This window comes from Solemya pervernicosa gill symbiont (genome assembly GCF_002020875.1).
Classification (GTDB): domain Bacteria; phylum Pseudomonadota; class Gammaproteobacteria.
In genome coordinates this window covers 47,917-64,336 of the sequence record NZ_MPRL01000015.1, presented here as the reverse complement: position 1 = coordinate 64,336, position 16,420 = coordinate 47,917, and the positions used below count along the sequence as shown (strand labels likewise).

Genomic DNA, 16,420 nt, shown 5'->3' with positions numbered 1-16,420 from the left:
CATGTTGAAACTCGATCAGATGACCCTACGGCGTGGAAGTCGCACGCTGCTCAAAGAGGTCGATATTACGATTCATGCCGGCCAGCGGGTCGGTGTGACGGGCGCCAATGGCTGCGGGAAATCATCCCTGTTTGCGCTGCTGCGCGGTGAGCTGCAGGTCGATGAGGGCAACTGGTCGATGCCGCCGAAGACGGTGATCGCCCACGTCGCCCAGGAGACCCCGGCAGTAGAGCGTAGCGCTATCGATTACGCGATTGATGGCGATAGTGAGCTGCGTGCCCTTGAGGCGAGCCTCGCCGAGGCGGAGGCGGTCGATGATGGTCATCTGCAGGCGACGCTGCACGATAGTATTTCAAACATCGACGGTTACGGCGCACCGGTACGTGCCGCCAAGCTGCTGCACGGACTCGGTTTTGCCGAGGAGGAGCTGCAGCAACCCGTCACCAGCTTCTCCGGTGGCTGGCGCATGCGCCTCAACCTCGCCCAGGCGCTGATGTGCCGCTCCGATCTGCTGCTGCTCGATGAGCCGACCAACCACCTCGATCTCGATACCGTGATCTGGCTTGAGGAGTGGCTCTGCAGCTACCCCGGCACGCTGCTGCTGATCTCACACGACCGTGACTTTCTCGATCGGGTGGTGCACCACATCGCCCATATCGAGCAGGAGGGGATGGTGGTCTACGCTGGGGGCTACTCCGATTTTGAGGTGCGCCGTGCCGAGCGGCTGGCCCAGCAGCAGGTCGCCTACGATCGTCAGCAGGCCGAAATCGCCCATATGCAGCATTTTGTTGATCGCTTCCGCGCCAAGGCGACCAAGGCGAAGCAGGCGCAGTCGCGCCTCAAGGCGATGGCGCGCATGGAGCTGATCGCTGCCGCCCATGTCGACTCCCCGTTTCACTTCGAGTTTCCAGTGCCGGAGAAGCAGCCGAGTCCACTGCTGCGCCTTGATGAGGTGGCTGTCGGCTATGAGGGCAAGCCGATTATCTCTAACGTTGAGATGACCCTGTTGCCGGGGCAGCGCATCGGCCTGCTTGGTCACAATGGTGCCGGTAAATCGACCCTGATTCGTCTACTGGCCGGTGAGTTGTCGTCGATGGCGGGTGAACGCGAGGTGCCGCCCGATCTGCAGATCGGCTACTTTGCACAGCATCAGCTCGAACAGCTCGATCCGGCGGCAACCCCTGCCACCCATCTCTCACGCATCGATCCAAAGATCACCGATCAGGCGGCGCGTAACTTCCTGGGTGGATTCGGATTTAACGGCGATCGTGTTTTCGAGTCCATCGCCCCCTTCTCCGGTGGCGAGAAGGCGCGGCTGGTGTTGGCGCTGCTGGTCTACCAGCGCCCCAATCTGCTACTGCTCGATGAGCCGACCAACCACCTCGATCTTGAGATGCGTCACGCCCTCGGCATGGCGCTGCAGGGATTTGAGGGGGCGATGGTGGTGGTCTCGCACGACCGCCATCTGCTGCGCAGTGTCGCTGATGAGATGTGGCTGGTTGCTGATGGTGCCGCGAGGCCCTTCGATGGTGATCTGGAGAGCTATCGCCAGTGGTTGGCCGAGCAGCGCCGTGATGAGAAGTCTGCTGAGGCGAAACCCTCTGCCAGCAACAGTGCCACTAATCGCAAGGAGCAGAAGCGCCTGGAGGCGGAGCAGCGAAAACAGCTACAGCCGCTTAAAAAGAGCCTCGATAAGCTGGAGAAGGCGATGACGCGCCTCAGTGATGAGAAGGCAACAATTGAAACCAGACTGGGTGATAGCGATCTCTATAGCGATACCCGCAAGGCCGAGCTGAAGGAGCTGCTACTGGAGCAGGCTCGAGTCGATCAGGTACTGGCTGAGATTGAGGAGCAGTGGCTGGCGGCAGAAGAGGCGCTTGAGGAGGCGTTGGTACTCTCTGCCTGACGCGCTACGGTTGTGGTTTAATCAGTGAGAACGCTGCGGTGCCGTGTGACCTGAACTCATGATCATGCCATTGGCGCTGAACAGTTTTCTGGGTGGATAGGAGCGTCCCCGCTTTGCCACACCAACTGCCAGGTAGGGTGTCATGAATAACAGCTACGGAAATTGCACTCACTTCATTTGGCTCTCTGCGCTGCTGCTCGCGCTGTTTACTTTCCCGTCTGTTTCCAAAGCTGTTCAAGATGCCGAACCGGTTGATGGCGCAGAGGCGGCAGTGACGATTGCCTATCGACTTGATAGCGAGCCGACCCAGTTTCGTAACAGCGCGGGTGAGGCGGACGGTATTCTGATCGATATCTGGAAGCTGTGGAGTGAGAAGTCAGGCATCCCGGTGAAATTCGTCGGTGCCTATAACAAAGAGGCACAGGCGATGGTCAGGGATGGTGTGGCCGATATCAATGCCGGTCTTTTTGAGAGTGAGAAGCGCAAGCAGTATATGGACTTCTCAACACCGATTCTGAGTAGTGCCTACCACATCTTCTCAAGTCGTAAGGTCGGGCTGATCGAAGATGACGCCGAGTTGGTGCTTCACCGAATCGGTGTCACGGCGGGCAGCTATCACGAGAGCTATATGCGTAAGAATTTCCCCACCGTGGAGCTGGCGCTCTACAAGGGGTACGACGCACTTTTCTCGGCAGCGACTGAGGGAGAGATAGATCTCTTTGTAACCCAACCCCACTACCTGAGTCGCTATCTCAAGCAGAGCGGGATCAAGAGCGGCTTCCGCATGATGGCCTCACCGCTCTATGTGCGGCCTTACCGTGCCGCTGTACAGCGCGGTAATGTGGCGCTGCTGATGCTGGTTAATCGATATCTCGATGAAATTGAGGTCGGTGAGTTCACGGCGATTACCGACAAGTGGCTCGGACTGCAGTGGCAGACCGGGGCCATCGATAGTGGAGAGGTGATCGAACTCAGTGAAGATGAACGTGATTGGCTTAGTCGCAATCCGGTTGTCGATGTTGGTGTGGATGGAAACTGGCCGCCGATCGATTTTATGGGGCAGCAGACGCAACACAGTGGCATCGCCGCCGACTATCTGGCGCTGATAGGAGAGAAACTGGGCATTACGTTTAATGTTCATCCGGGACCGACCTTCAAGCAGATGCTGGAGAAGGTACGCAGCGGCACGCTGCCCGTAGCGACATCGGTGGTGAAGACCGAGGAGCGAGCAAAGGATCTCTACTTCACTCAGCCATTCTTCACTGTGCACAAGACAATTGTGGCGCGTCACGAAGACGCGGAATTGGATGCCATTGAAACCCTTTACGGCAAGCGAGTAGCGGTAGAGAACAATTTTTCCACCATGCGCCAACTGGAGCAGGATCACCCACAGATCGAGTTGGTGCTGTTCGATTCAACGGTCGAGGCGCTACAGGGGGTTTCGTGGGGTAAGGCGGACGCCTACATCGGCAACAGGGTTGTGGCGCAGTGGCTTATTCAGCAGGCACAGCTTGCCAATCTGCGCTTTACCGGTGATCCAGGTATCGGTTCTTCCGAGCAACGTATTGCCGTTCACCGAACTCCAGGCTTGAAGCCGTTGGTGACGGTCATCGACAAGGCGATGAGTGATATTACTGACCAGCAGCGTTTGACGATCCTCAATAACTGGGTCTCCATCGGTGGTGGTGAGGTGGTGAAAAAGGATATCGGTCTGACTGACGAGGAGCGTCTCTGGCTTGCAGATCATCCACAGATGCGGGTTGGTATCGATCGTGATTGGGCGCCGATCGAGTTTCTGGATGGTCGAGGCGAGCATCAGGGGGTCTCCTCCGAGTACATCAAATACATCAGCTCTCTGCTTGAGGTCGAGATGCAGGCCGATGGCGACATGGCGTGGGAGCAGGTGTTGCAGGCGGCGAGGGAGAGGCGTGTCGATCTGCTCTCTGCTGCGGTCAATACCGAAGAGCGTAGGCAGTATCTCAACTTCACAAAACCCTATGCCAGTTTTCCGTTTGTCATCTTTGTTTCGGACAGATTGCCGTTCGTGACCGATCTCGACGACTTTCTCGGCAAGAGGATAGCGGTGGTGAAGGGGTATGTGACCGAGGATTATTTGAGCCGTGACTATCCTGGGATCGAGCTGGTGCGTGTTGAGAACACCTATTGTGGTCTGGAGCTGGTCTCTCTGGGTGAGGTCGACGGTTATGTCGGCAATCTTACCGTCGGTAGCCATCTGATTAATCAGAAGGGGTTGAGCAACGTAAAGGTGGGGGCACCGACACAATACCAGTACGACCTCTCGATCGGTGTGAGAAAGGATTGGCCGGAGCTGATTCCGATTCTCGAAAAAGCGATCGGCAATCTTTCCGATGCCGAGAAGAGCGACCTGAGGAAGAAGTGGATGTCGATCCGTTACGATGTCGGTGTCGACTATTCGCTGCTATGGAAGGTGGTGGCCATTGCGGTTGGTGCTCTTGTGCTGATTATGGCCTGGTTATTTCAGGTCAAGCGCCAGCAGCGTGCACTGGCACGAAGTGAAGAGCAACTGAAGCTGATTATCAACACCGTGCCGCTCTCGATCATTATTAGTGATCATAAGAATAGAATTGTGATGACCAACTCATATGTGACCACTGAACTTGAGTCTGAGGGAAATGCGTTGGAGGGTACTGGTCTCGAGATGTTTTTCGATCCTGCGGGTCGTACCAAGGTAAGCCAAATGCTGGCACGCGATGGGCGAGTTGATAACTGCGCGGTGAGTGTGAAGACACTAAAGGGGAATACCGCGGAGTGTGTGCTTTCAGTTATTCCCGTTCGGCTCAACGATGAGATGATGAATCTGACGATTTTGGTGAACATGACCGAGCGGATTAGCATGGAGCATGAACTCTCCGAGGCGATCCTCGCTGCGGAGCAGGCAAATCGATTCAAGAGAGACTTCCTGGCCAACATGAGTCATGAAATCAGAACGCCGATGAATGCCATTATCGGTATGTCTTATCTGGCACTGAATACCGAGCTGAATGAGAAGCAGCATGACTATGTGAGCAAGATCAAACTCTCCGCGCATAACCTGCTCGGCATCATTAACGATATCCTGGATTTCTCCAAGATCGAGGCGAACAAGCTTGAGATCGAATCGACTGAATTTCAGCTCGATGCGCTACTCGAAAATCTCTTTGGCATGGTCAATGTCAAAGCTGAAGGGAGGGGGTTGGAGCTGATCCTCAAGCGTGATGCGAAGGCGCCGAACAAGCTGATTGGTGATCCTCTGCGTATCGGACAGGTACTGCTAAATCTGGTGCATAACGCGATCAAGTTTACCGATGAGGGTGAGGTGGTGACCTCGGTCGAACTAGTGGAGGAGATGGGCGATCGAGTGAGGCTCAGGTTTAAGGTTACCGACACGGGAAGTGGTATCGATGCGGGGCGTGTCGAGGATCTGTTGGAGGCCTTTGTGCAGGCAGACAGCTCAGTCACGCGCCAGCATGGGGGAACCGGTCTGGGGCTGAGTATCAGCAACAACCTGGTGTTGCTGATGGGGGGAAGGCTACAGGTTGAGAGTGAGCTTGGCGCTGGAAGCACATTCTCCTTCGAGCTGGTACTGCCTCTGCCTGATGAGGATGAACAGCCTCTCCTGCGCTCCGGGGTCGATCTGCGTTCCATGCGTGTACTACTGGTGATCGGTAACAGAAGCGCACGGCAGGCGATATCGGAGATGCTCTCTTCGATATTCAGCGAGGTGACTACTGTTGAATCCGCGCAGCAGGCGTTCGAACTGCTCGAGCAGCCGCAGTTGGATCGTACGTCAATGGATAGCTTGTCGATCGATATGGTGCTGATGGATTGGGATATGCCTGGTATGAGTGGGATTGAGGCGGCAAAACGGATCAGAAACGAACTCGGACTGATTAAACAGCCGAAGCTTCTGTTGATCTCCCCCTATGGTCGAGATGAACTGGAGAGCGATGAAAAGAGGAGTTTGGTCGATGGCGTGCTGATCAAGCCGATCAACCCCTCCACGCTGTTCGATACCATCCACGAGCTCTTTCAGGGTGCGCCTTCGCAGTTGAAGGCGCACCACTCTGATGTGCAGCGCAAACGCTTCAAGGGACAGGTGCTGCTGGTGGAGGATAACGATATCAATCAGCTGGTCGCCAAGGAGCTGCTGGAGGGGATGGGGCTGCTGGTGATGGTTGCCGAGAATGGTGAAGAGGCGATAGAGCGCATCAAGGAGGTCGATTTCAGTCTGGTCTTTATGGATATCCAGATGCCGGTGATGGATGGACTGGAGGCAACACGCTATATCCGCAAGGAGTTACAGAATACCCATCTGACGATCATTGCAATGACGGCCCATGCGATGGCCGAAGACAGAGAGCGTTGCCTGGAGGCAGGTATGAACGATTACCTCTCCAAGCCGATTGAACCCGATAAGGTATTGGCAACGTTACAGAACTGGCTGCCGGATGAGGACTTGGTGGCCGTGCCCGAAAGGAGTGAGCTGCCATCCGGGGATGTGCTGCCCGATCAGGTCGAGGGCATCGATCTCGCCTGGGGATTGAAGCGCGTGGGTGGTAATCGCACGCTCTTTTTCAAGCTGCTGACGGACTTCAATGACAACTATGCCGACAACTGCACTCAATTGCGTACCTGGGTGGCGGGCGATGAGGTTGAAGAGTCACGACGACTGCTGCATACCCTGCAGGGCGTAACGGGAAATATCGGTGCATCGAGCTTCCATGATGCGACGCGAGATCTTCGTCTGGCGGTAAACAGCGGTGACAAGCCTGCGGAGATTGCAGCGTTGCTTGATGAGTTCTGTCTGCAGGCAGGTATCGTCTTTAGGGGGATCGAAAGTCTCGATCTGAGGGAGAAGGAGGCAGATGGGACGTTGAAGCAAGAGGATCTACAGCATTCGACCACTGCAGGGGAGATATCGCAGCTGCTGTCGAATCTGGCTCACCTGCTCAATCAGGGTTCTCCAGATGCCGGGGAAATCTACAGGCGTTTGGCCGTATCCTTGAAAGCAGTAGATAATGGAGCGGCAGGGCTGGCCGCCCAGCTGGGCCAACAGATCAACGATTACGATTTCGACCAGGCGATCGTCTCACTGAGGGAGATTGCGACTTTAATGGGAATTAATCTGGATGAATAGTGAGATGGATGACGATCAGAGACCGCGGGTGTTGATTGTCGATGATGAGACCTTCTATATCGATGTACTGGTCGGTGCGCTGAATGAGCGGTACAACATCAGCGTTGCCAAGAATGGCGTGCAGGCGTTACAGCGGGTCGCTAGCGGCAAGGTGCCCGACCTGATACTGCTCGATATCCTGATGCCCGAGATAAGCGGTCTGGAGGTGTGTCGTAAGCTGAAGGAGAATCCATCGACGGCCGATATTCCGGTGATATTCCTGACGATAAAGAGTGAGGTCGATGATGAGGTCCGGGGATTCGAACTCGGCGCGGTCGATTACATTACCAAGCCGATCAGTCCGCCGATTGTTCGTAGTCGTGTTAAAAATCATATTGCACTGGCACAGAGCAAGTGTGTTTTGAGCGATCAGAACCGGGTTCTTGAAGAGCGTGTCATGCGTAGAACGGATGAGATTCTGAAGACGCAGGATGTGGCCATTGTTTGCCTGGCATCGCTCGCCGAGACTCGCGATAACGAAACGGGAAACCATATCAAACGGACCCAGCACTATGTGAAGCTGCTGGCTGAGCACCTGAAGGATCATCCCGACTATTGCGACTATCTGACTGATGAGACGATTAATCGCCTCTACCGCTCGGCACCGCTTCACGATATCGGAAAGGTGGGCATTCCCGATCATATTCTTCTTAAACCCGGGAAGCTGGATGCCGACGAGTGGGATGAGATGAAGCGTCACACCACGCACGGTTACGAGGCGCTGGTCAGGGCAGAGCAAGATATCGGTACCACGACATTCCTCTACATCGCCAAAGAGATAACGTTAACGCACCACGAACGGTGGGATGGCAGTGGTTATCCGGAAGGTCTAAAGGGGAAGGCGATTCCGATCTCTGGACGATTAATGGCGCTGGCCGATGTCTACGACGCCCTGATCAACAAGCGTGTCTACAAGGATGCATTTTCACATGAGATCGCCGCAGAGATGATTCTCAGAGAGCGTGGCGCACACTTCGATCCTCTGGTGGTGGACGCTTTTGCTGCGCTGCAGAGCGAATTTGATGAGATAGCCACCAGGTTCGCGGACTAACTATTCAACTAAGAGTGGCAGGGTAACTCCCCCACCGTATTCAAAGGAAGATGATCTTGGCAAGAATCCTGTTTAACTGGGAGATGGGCGCTGGCATGGGGCATATCGCGCCCTATCTGGAGACGGCAAAACAGCTAGTCAGTGCCGGGCACGAGGTCTTCTTCGTGATGAAGGAGCTACAGCGTGCGGAGCGGTTTTTCCATGGTACTGGTGTCAAGTATCTGCAGGCACCCTGCCACCCCGATTTCCGTGAGGGACTGAAGACCTCGGCGCTCTATGCGCAGATTCTCCATAACTGTGGCTTCAGCTCGGTCGATATTACCACCTCGCTGATCAACGCCTGGCGTGGCCTGTTCGATTTGATTAAACCCGATCTGATGGTGTTCGACCATGCGCCGGTTGCTCAGCTCGCCTCGCGTGAACTGGGTGTGAAACGTGCCGTGTTTGGTACTGGCTTCCAGATTCCGCCTGAGGATGATCCGATGCCCCTGATGCCCTTCTGGAACAAGGTGGATGAAGCAGCAGCACGCAAGGATGAGGCGCAGGTGTTTAATGTGATCAATCAGTCGCTTACGGCTGCAGGCATGCAATCAGTTGAGCGGGTAGGTCAGATTTTTGAGGTCGATCTGAAACTGCTCTGCACCTTCAGAGAGCTCGACCACTATGGTCAACGTAACGGTATGGAGTTTATCGGGGTTGGACCCGATCCGGTTGGTGCCGACCCGAAGTGGCCCAAGATGCCGGGGAGGCGTCTGTTCGGTTACCTGAAACCGTTTAAGACGTTGCCTGATCTGCTCAAGGTGATCAACGAGAATGAGCTGCCAACACTGATCTACCCCGATGGGATCTCGCACAAGGTGATGAAAAAGTTCGGCTCGAAGAACCTCCATTTCGTTAAACGGCCACTCGATATGGGCAAGGTCTGTCAGCAGTGTGATGTGGCGCTGACCAATGGCAACCACGCCACGACTGCCACGCTACTGCTGCACGGTGTACCGAGCCTGGTGCTGCCGCGCCACCATGAGCAGTATATGGTCGGTGAGCGGGTGCAGGCGCTGGGTGCGGGACTGAGCGCGCCCAAACTCCACCCCGATGGGATGAAGCTGAAACTCAAGGCGCTTTGCGAAGATGGTCGCTACAAACAGGCAGCGATGGCCTTTGCAGAAAAGTACAGCGATTTTGATCGAGGCGGAATGTCGAGCCTGCTGACTGAGCGGTTGACGGCGCTGCTCTAGGCGGCTGAATCAGAGCTCAATCTCGAGCTTGTAGCCGATACCGTAGATCGAGTGGATGATCTCCTGCTCAGGCAGCTTCTCTTCCAACTTCTTGCGCAGGTTCTTTATGTGGGTGTCGACCGTTCGGTCACAGACGACCCGCCCATCGGTGTAGAGGTGTTCGAGTAGCTGGGCACGCGAGAAGACGCGTCCAGGAAGTGCGGTGAGTGCCTTGAGAAGCCGGAACTCCACTGGGGTGAGGTCGAGCGGCTGATCATTGAGCTTGGCGAGAAAGCGTGTCTCGTCGAGAACCAGACCCTGACCTGAACTGTCGTTGGGTTGTAGAGATGTGTCGGTACGTCGCAGTACCGCTTTGACCCGTGCCATCACCTCGCGCGGACTATAGGGTTTGCAGACGTAGTCGTCGGCGCCCAGTTCCAGTCCCAGCAGTCGGTCGATCTCCTCCACCTTGGCGGTGACCATGATGATCGGAACGTTGGAGAAGGCGCGGATCTCGCGACAGATATCCATGCCATCCTTCGCTGATCGGGGCGCCGTAGGCATAAACGGTCGCGTTAAGTATTTGCCGCTTGCTTGGGCTTGGACGCCCAAAACAAGCTTCCGCAAAAATAGCGACTCCCCGGACCCGGCAGCATCAGATCGAGCAGAATCAGGTCGGGTGGATCGCTTTTAACCTGTTCGACCACGCCGCTCCCCCGATCAAAATGGGTGGTGGTGTAACCGGCGCTATGAAGGTAGTCGATCAGCACATCGGCGAGTTTCGCCTCATCCTCGACGACCATGATCTGCTTGCCCTGATTCATCTGAGATAAGGTAACAGAATATCGGGATGGTTATTGGCTCTGGGTAGCGTTGGATCTTATGCACTACGAGCTGACAGGCAGGGTGATCTCAATCCAGAGACCACCGAGGGGTGAGCGCTGTGCAGTGATGTTGCCACCGTGCGCCTCGACGATTTCCTTGGTGATTGCCAGCCCCAGTCCAGCACCACCGCGGGCGCGATTGCGAGAGCTCTCAACCCGATAGAAACGGTCGAAGAGACGTGGCAGGAGTTTGTCGTCAACTCGTGGTGCGGAGTCCTGAATGTCGATCACGGCGCGGTTGCCGAGCTGCTGGCAGCTGATCGAAACGCGCCCGCCTGCATCGGTGTAACGGGCGGAGTTTTTCAGCAGATTGGCGAAGACCTGGCGCAGGCGACGTTCATCAGCCAGCAGCGCGATCTCTCCGCCAATCTCGGACTCTATCAACAGTGCCTTCTCAGTCAGCATCGGTGTGGCGCTCTCGATGCACTGCTCGAGCAGTGTGGTTAGCTCGAGATCCAGCCTGTGATAGTCGAGTGCACCGGTGTCGGAGAGCGCCAATTCATAGAGGTCGTCGACCAGGCGGCTGAGCCCCATTACGGTGTCGTGTAGCGTGGCAAGCTGTTCGCTGGCGATCGGCCGCACCCCATCCTGCATCGCTTCGATCTCGGCGCGTAGAACCGATAGCGGTGTGCGCAGCTCGTGGGAGACATCGGCCATCCCCTGACGGCGTAACTGCTCATTACGCTCAAGCGCCTCGGCGAGCAGGTTGAAGTCGTGACTTAGCTGACCCAGCTCATCACTCTGCGCAATGTCGATGCGCGTTTCATAGTCACCTGCAGCGAGTGCGCGGGCACCGGTGATGAGGTGCTTGACCGGTTGTAGCAGGTGGCGACCCAGTGGGATCGAGACCAGCAGCGAGAGCAGCAGTGCGGCGATAGCGGTGAGGTAGAGCGCGTTGCGCTGCTGATCGCGAAACTGTTGTTCAAGACTGTCGTCGAGCCACGGCAGTGGGGTGAGTCTCAGCCAGGCAACGGTCTCTCCTTTGAGGGTAATCGGGCGCTCGAGTGCCTCGTTGCTGTTGCTGGGAGGGCCGATGATATGCGTGCCGTTTGCATCGTAGAGGCTGATCCGGCTGCCGAGGCTACTGCGGTCGCCGCCACGCGCTGCCGGTGGTGGTGGCGGGGTCAGTTGCCGGTCACGGCCGTCAGGACGGCGAGCCCTTAAGGGTGGTGGCGGTTCGGTCAGTTCTGGGGTGTTGGAGAGGTGTAGAAGAAAACGGTTATGCCAGAGCGTGTGGTTGCGTTCGAGAAAGCCCCAGCTCTGCTCCTGCCGATAGGCATCGGTCAGCGCCCCGGCATACCGTCGAGCTCCTGCAACTCCACCTGGCGTAGATAGTTGAGGAAGCCGCGCTGGAAGTTCCACTGACTGGCCGTGGCCATGATAGTGATCAGGACGATATTGGCCGCCAGCAGTGCCAGTAACAGTTTGTGGGTGAATCCAAGTCTCAACGCGATTCGCTCATCTGATATCCGAATGTTGTGAAGGGTACGATCTCACTTTTTCTCAATCAGCACACCCGTTTAGCGAGACTCTTCACACAATCTTCGCAATTGGAATGCAGCCGTTATTTACTCTCGGTGGGAGGCTGCTCAGTGGGGGTGTTGCCGCATGCCTGATAGAGGATCTCTGCCAGCTTGCGGGTGGCGGGCCCGATCCCCTCCTGTCGTCCGAAAATGAGATAGAGCTGGGCGCTGTAACTCTGATTGCCGCGTAGTGGCAGCGGTTTCAGCGTGCCCTCCTGCAGCTGTCGCTCGATGGCGTGGTTTGGTAACCAGCCGAAGCCGAGTCCACTGCTGATGGTGGTGATGGCGGTGGCAATGCTGGAGACGGTCCAGCGGTGGCCGGCACCGAGCCAACCGACATCCTGAGGGCGACTGCCGGAGTCGCGAATCACCACCTGCATCTCATGGCCGATATCGTTAGCGCTCAGTTCGCGGTTGTGTTGATGCAGCGAGTGGTCGGGGTGGGCAACGGCGGTGAACTCAATGTTGAGCAGGGTGTCACCGAGAAACCCCTGCGGTACCTGATAACCGATGACCAGATCGGCGCCATCAAGCAGAGCCTCGGAGGCGCCGGATAGGACCACCTCGCGTAGCTGGATGCGGGTACCGCGACTGAGTGGTTCGAACGACTTGAGCGCACTCATCAGCAGCGGGGCAGGGAACGCCTCATCGACTACTAAGCGAATCTCCGGCTCCCAGCCCGACTCCAGCGTCTGCCCCAGGGTCTCGAGGTTGACGGCATCGGCCAGCAATTGGCGAGAGCGCTGTAGCAGCACCTCCCCCGCCTCGGTGAGCACTGCTTTGCGCCCCTTGATGCGCAGCAGGGTGACACCGAGCTGCTTCTGCAGGCGGCCGATGGCGTAGCTGACCGAGGACTGACTGCGTTTGAGTGATTCGGCGGCCTGGGCGTAGCCACCGCAGTCGATGACGGCTTGAAGGGTACGCCATTGCTCAAGGGTTACGCGGGGTGCTTGCATCGTTGATCTATCCGTTTGTTGGTGATTAATTCGCAGGATTGTGTCTAAAACAATCGAATAATTCTATGTCTTTCTTGCCTTTTTATCTCCAGGTGGGCTGGAGACAATCTTTTGTTTGGTTGTATCTGTATGATTTAATTATTTAATCTATCGATATGTCAGCTATTTAGATGTTTATGAGCAGAATTTTGAACTTTTTAATCATACTTTGCCCTATAGACTCAAGTTTATAGGAGATGCATTGGTATGAGTTCCTATATTTCTTCCGGGGTTATCCCCAGATGGTGGGGCGGCGCTTCCCCTTTGCCGTCCCGCCCATTTTTCCCCAGATGCTCCCGATAATCATCACACTCTGAACGAGACGAATCTTGATGAATTGTCGTGAACGCTACGCCTTGGCGCAGGCAGGACGTGGCCGACACAAATCTCTACAATGTGGCCTTTATTTTGTCTGAGGTTGTTATGGAGTCGCGTCTGACTGAACTCGAGATCCGTTTTACTGAGCAGGAGGCGGCTATAGAGTCTCTCTCCGATACCGTCCACCGTCAGGAGCAGGAGCTGGAGATGATGCGACTGATGGTCGAACAGCTGAAGGAGCGCATTAAGTCGCTGGCAAACACGCCACTGGCAGCGCAGTCGGAAGAGGCACCGCCGCCCCACTATTGAGATCACGCAGGCCAGGCGATTGGATCTGGGTAGGATTGAGTGATGGATGCGGTAGCACATGTTTGGGGTGACCGAGTTACAGATTGGATGTGTAGATGAATAGAACTGACCAAAAAATCATAGAGATGATGTCTAAAGCGTCTGATCTGAATAGTGGTGTCGAGACGAGTTACCGCTATTGCCTGCTGACGGTACCGAGGTCGGGTAGCTGGCTATTGAGCAAGATGTTGGGCAATACCGGCCTGTGTGGGTTGCCGATGGAGTATCTCAATGTCAGATACCTACGGGCGTACGGTGCTCATGCAGGGGTGGATGGGGTTCGAGTCAATGAGTATCTCTCCGAGCTTGAGCAGCGCAGGACATCGGAGAACGGTGTCTTCGGCCTGAAGATGCACTGGAGTCAGTTTTTGAATGTCTACGGTACAGATCAGGGTATTCGTGACGAGGGGCGTCAATTCCTGTCCCAAATGGATTGTCTGATTCGCCTCTATCGCCAGGACAAAGTCGCACAGGCCGTCTCCCATTATATCGCCGAGCAGAGCGACCAGTGGCGTGTCGATCATGACGATGTGGAAGAGGACTCGTTTGATATGGAGTCGATCAAGTTCGCACCACTGGCCATTACCGAAAGTCTCCTCAGGCTGGTCAGAGAGGAGCAGATGTGGAAGCGATATCTTGAGAGGCGCAATATTCCCTACCATTCGATCAGTTATGAGCAGCTGGCGGGTGAGTATGAGGAGAGCTCCAGAACAGTATTGAGCTGGATGGGCCTTGATGGGCAATCGATCGACATTCCAGAGCCTGCTACGAAGAAACAGGCGAATGAGTTGAATGAGCGTCTGAAGCAGGAGTACGTCGACTACATTGGTGCGGCTGCTCCACAGCTATAACGTTCTCTTCGAGAAATATTGCGATGTCGGATACCACAGATAAAAAGATTGTTGAGGCGATGTCAGCATCGCACGACCTGAATACAGGGGTGGAGACAAGCCATCGCTTTGCATTGCTGACGGTACCCCGCTCGGGTAGTTGGCTGCTGAGCAAGATGATGGAGCGGACTGGATTGGCGGGCGCGCCCGATGAGTATCTGAATATCAGAAATATCCGCGCCTATGCCAACATCAATAGCATCAAAGATGTGGTAATAAAATCGTACCTGCAGGAGCTTGAGCGGCGCAGAACCTCGGCCAACGGTACCTTCGGTCTCAAACTTCATTGGGATCAGTTTGCAGATGTCTTTAGTAACAAGGATAAGGTGATAATCCAGGAGGGATTAGACTTTCTGCAGGAGATGGATGTTCTGATTCGTCTCTATCGCCGGGATAAGCTCTCTCAGGCAATCTCAAACTTTATCGCCATGAAGACCGATGAGTGGATGGTTACGCACGATAGCAATGGGCAGAATTCGACCAGAGATGTGGAAGTGCTCTTCGATCCGATTGCGATTACCAACGAGCTGAAATGGATGGTCTGGCAAGAGCGCATGTGGATTGAGTTTTTACAACGTCACAAACTCAGCTATGAGTCGATCTGCTATGAAGAGCTGGTAGCCGACTACGAGGGCGAGTCGCGAAGGGTGCTTACCTTGATCGGTGTCGATGAGAGTGTGCCGGTGCCGGAGCAGCAGCTAAAGCGGCAGGCAAATGAGTTAAATGCCCGCCTGCGCAGTGAGTATCTCTGTTACCTCGGACTCTCCGATCAATAGTCCATTAATAAAGTGCCGCCGCCTGGGTAAGCGGCGCCAGTCTTGTATAGAGAGTTAGCGTGAAACCACTCGTCTCAATAATTATTCCCAGTTACAACGCCGGTGCACGGTTGGTGCCGTGTATCAAGAGCTGTCTGGTGCAGAGCTACGAAAACCTCGAGATCATTCTGGTCGATAACAACTCTACCGATGGCAGTATTGAAGAGGCCTCGAGACTACTAGAGCCGAATGCTATTCGGTCGAAGATCGTTCGCTGCACAGAGCAGGGTTCGATGCCATCACGCGTAATGGGGTTTGAACACTCAGAGGGCGAGTTTATTCAGCTGCTCGATGCCGATGATGAGTTGTTGCCGGAGAAGATCGCCGTGCAGATGGCGCAGTTTGAAGTGTCGGTCGGCGTCGATGTGATCTATGGCGACTGGGAGTGGCGTTTCCTGCGAGATGATGGGAGCTACAGTGCGCTCCACTTCAAGTCGGATAACTACTCCGACTATCTGCTGCGCTTGTTGGCTAATGAGTGGCGGCCACCGATCTGTTTTCTGACCCGTCGCAAGGTGATGGCGGCGGTCTATCCCGAATATATTAAGCACAAGATCAAGATTAATGAAGACCGCCTTTCTATCTCGCTGGTTGCAGCTGTAGGAGCGGTGTTTCGTTACGCACCCGGTGCTGTGTCGATCTATAACAACTGGTCATCCGGACAGGAGACGAAGAATATCAGTCAGGATGAGATGGCCGCTGCTAACAGGGATATCTTTACTGCGGTAGCTGAGCATCTTGATCAATCAAGAATAGAGATGAGTGCCATGCACCGGACACTGCTCAATCTCTCATGGAATCTGGTTGAGCTGGGAGAGGTGGATATTGAAAAGGATGGGGAGACCTTTTTCGTTAGATTAGAAAAGGGTGCTGAGCGTGTAGAACTGAGTGCAGCCGAGAAGAATTTGATCGTCGCATTGGGGGGTTGTCAGGGGGGGCAGACGATGGAGGCTTACTCTTATCTGCTGCTAAGGCGCTTGATCAGGATGATCGCACCGCGAGGTGATGAAGAGTTTGGACGCGTTATGGCAAAGCTATCTGCTGTGCTTGGATTGGCCAGTGGTGTAGATGGGCGCGGTCGAGATGGTTGTGAAGGATTCGAGAGCCAAGTGCTCGCAAATAGTAATTTGAAGCAGCTATTAGCGGGGCCGCTCTATATGCCGATATTAACTAAAGAGCGCATGAGGGTTGTAGAGATTATGGGCAGGCTGCTAAGCATTGGCGTGCTTGTTGAATCTGCCAGGGGAGAATGAGGTAGTGCTATTTTGGAAAAAAGTGA

13 protein-coding genes and 1 pseudogene are annotated in these 16,420 nt (G+C 55.2%); 8 read left to right on the top strand and 6 right to left on the bottom strand.

Annotated features, from left to right (window positions below):
- The first annotated feature begins 1 nt into the window (after position 1).
- Positions 2–1,906, top strand: coding sequence for an ATP-binding cassette domain-containing protein (locus BOW52_RS05550; RefSeq protein WP_078483100.1), 1,905 nt, complete (start codon positions 2–4; stop codon positions 1,904–1,906).
- A 21-nt stretch (positions 1,907–1,927) separates the two neighbouring features.
- Here BOW52_RS05550 and BOW52_RS17675 read toward each other — a convergent pair whose 3' ends face one another.
- Positions 1,928–2,050: a hypothetical protein gene (locus BOW52_RS17675; protein ID WP_269087634.1), complete on the bottom strand. Its 123-nt coding sequence runs from the start codon at positions 2,048–2,050 to the stop codon at positions 1,928–1,930.
- On the opposite strand from BOW52_RS17675, the gene BOW52_RS05545 reads away from it, so the two are divergent.
- The 3 genes from BOW52_RS05545 to BOW52_RS05535 are packed head-to-tail and all read left to right on the top strand — an operon-like array spanning position 2,049 to position 9,389.
- The gene (locus tag BOW52_RS05545; RefSeq protein WP_078483099.1) at positions 2,049–7,064 is read left to right on the top strand and encodes a transporter substrate-binding domain-containing protein; all 5,016 of its coding nucleotides are present in this window, start codon (positions 2,049–2,051) and stop codon (positions 7,062–7,064) included. The two genes, BOW52_RS17675 and BOW52_RS05545, sit on opposite strands and share 2 nt — an antisense overlap.
- Positions 7,057–8,154, top strand: a complete 1,098-nt coding sequence (locus BOW52_RS05540) for a response regulator (protein ID WP_236725651.1) — start codon at positions 7,057–7,059, stop codon at positions 8,152–8,154. Before BOW52_RS05545 ends, BOW52_RS05540 begins: the two co-directional genes overlap by 8 nt.
- 56 nt (positions 8,155–8,210) lie before the next feature.
- The gene (locus BOW52_RS05535) at positions 8,211–9,389 is read left to right on the top strand and encodes a glycosyltransferase (protein ID WP_135622074.1); all 1,179 of its coding nucleotides are present in this window, start codon (positions 8,211–8,213) and stop codon (positions 9,387–9,389) included.
- A gap of 9 nt (positions 9,390–9,398) precedes the next feature.
- Here BOW52_RS05535 and BOW52_RS05530 read toward each other — a convergent pair.
- The 5 genes and pseudogenes from BOW52_RS05530 to BOW52_RS05515 all read right to left on the bottom strand — a co-directional run.
- Positions 9,399–9,908 (bottom strand): annotated as a pseudogene (locus BOW52_RS05530) (winged helix-turn-helix domain-containing protein); the annotation flags it as partial.
- A gap of 35 nt (positions 9,909–9,943) precedes the next feature.
- Positions 9,944–10,192, bottom strand: a complete 249-nt coding sequence (locus tag BOW52_RS17670; protein WP_078483096.1) for a response regulator — start codon at positions 10,190–10,192, stop codon at positions 9,944–9,946.
- A 63-nt stretch (positions 10,193–10,255) separates the two neighbouring features.
- Positions 10,256–11,614 carry an ATP-binding protein gene (locus BOW52_RS05520; protein WP_078483095.1) on the bottom strand — a complete coding sequence of 453 codons (1,359 nt, stop codon included), beginning with the start codon at positions 11,612–11,614 and terminating at the stop codon, positions 10,256–10,258.
- Positions 11,536–11,700, bottom strand: a complete 165-nt coding sequence (locus BOW52_RS16965; protein WP_172840188.1) for a hypothetical protein — start codon at positions 11,698–11,700, stop codon at positions 11,536–11,538. The genes BOW52_RS05520 and BOW52_RS16965 overlap by 79 nt, the downstream gene beginning before the upstream one ends.
- A 116-nt stretch (positions 11,701–11,816) precedes the next feature.
- A complete protein-coding gene (locus tag BOW52_RS05515; protein ID WP_078483094.1) occupies positions 11,817–12,731 on the bottom strand; it encodes a LysR family transcriptional regulator in 915 nt (304 codons plus the stop codon).
- A gap of 411 nt (positions 12,732–13,142) precedes the next feature.
- Between BOW52_RS05515 and BOW52_RS05510 the strand changes: the two genes are divergently transcribed.
- From BOW52_RS05510 to BOW52_RS05495, 4 genes are all read left to right on the top strand, one after another.
- The gene (locus tag BOW52_RS05510) at positions 13,143–13,397 is read left to right on the top strand and encodes a SlyX family protein (protein WP_236725650.1); all 255 of its coding nucleotides are present in this window, start codon (positions 13,143–13,145) and stop codon (positions 13,395–13,397) included.
- Positions 13,398–13,522: 125 nt separating this feature from the next.
- Positions 13,523–14,287 (top strand): Stf0 family sulfotransferase, encoded by a 765-nt coding sequence (locus BOW52_RS05505; protein ID WP_172840186.1) that lies wholly within the window; start codon positions 13,523–13,525, stop codon positions 14,285–14,287.
- Between the two features lie 23 nt (positions 14,288–14,310).
- Positions 14,311–15,102, top strand: coding sequence for a Stf0 family sulfotransferase (locus BOW52_RS05500; RefSeq protein WP_078483092.1), 792 nt, complete (start codon positions 14,311–14,313; stop codon positions 15,100–15,102).
- A 59-nt stretch (positions 15,103–15,161) separates the two neighbouring features.
- Complete coding sequence (locus tag BOW52_RS05495; RefSeq protein ID WP_078483091.1) at positions 15,162–16,394, top strand: glycosyltransferase family 2 protein; 1,233 nt, start codon at positions 15,162–15,164, stop codon at positions 16,392–16,394.
- Positions 16,395–16,420: the final 26 nt, after the last annotated feature.

Bases quoted from the DNA above. Each gene is read 5' to 3' on its own strand.
- BOW52_RS05550 (WP_078483100.1), top strand. From the start codon at position 2: ATGTTGAAACTCGATCAGATGACCCTACGGCGTGGAAGTCGCACGCTG.
- BOW52_RS05545 (WP_078483099.1), top strand. From the start codon at position 2,049: ATGAATAACAGCTACGGAAATTGCACTCACTTCATTTGGCTCTCTGCG.
- BOW52_RS17675 (WP_269087634.1), bottom strand. From the start codon at position 2,050: ATGACACCCTACCTGGCAGTTGGTGTGGCAAAGCGGGGACGCTCCTAT.
- BOW52_RS05540 (WP_236725651.1), top strand. From the start codon at position 7,057: ATGAATAGTGAGATGGATGACGATCAGAGACCGCGGGTGTTGATTGTC.
- BOW52_RS17670 (WP_078483096.1), bottom strand. From the start codon at position 10,192: ATGAATCAGGGCAAGCAGATCATGGTCGTCGAGGATGAGGCGAAACTC.
- BOW52_RS05515 (WP_078483094.1), bottom strand. From the start codon at position 12,731: ATGCAAGCACCCCGCGTAACCCTTGAGCAATGGCGTACCCTTCAAGCC.
- BOW52_RS05505 (WP_172840186.1), top strand. From the start codon at position 13,523: ATGATGTCTAAAGCGTCTGATCTGAATAGTGGTGTCGAGACGAGTTAC.
- BOW52_RS05500 (WP_078483092.1), top strand. From the start codon at position 14,311: ATGTCGGATACCACAGATAAAAAGATTGTTGAGGCGATGTCAGCATCG.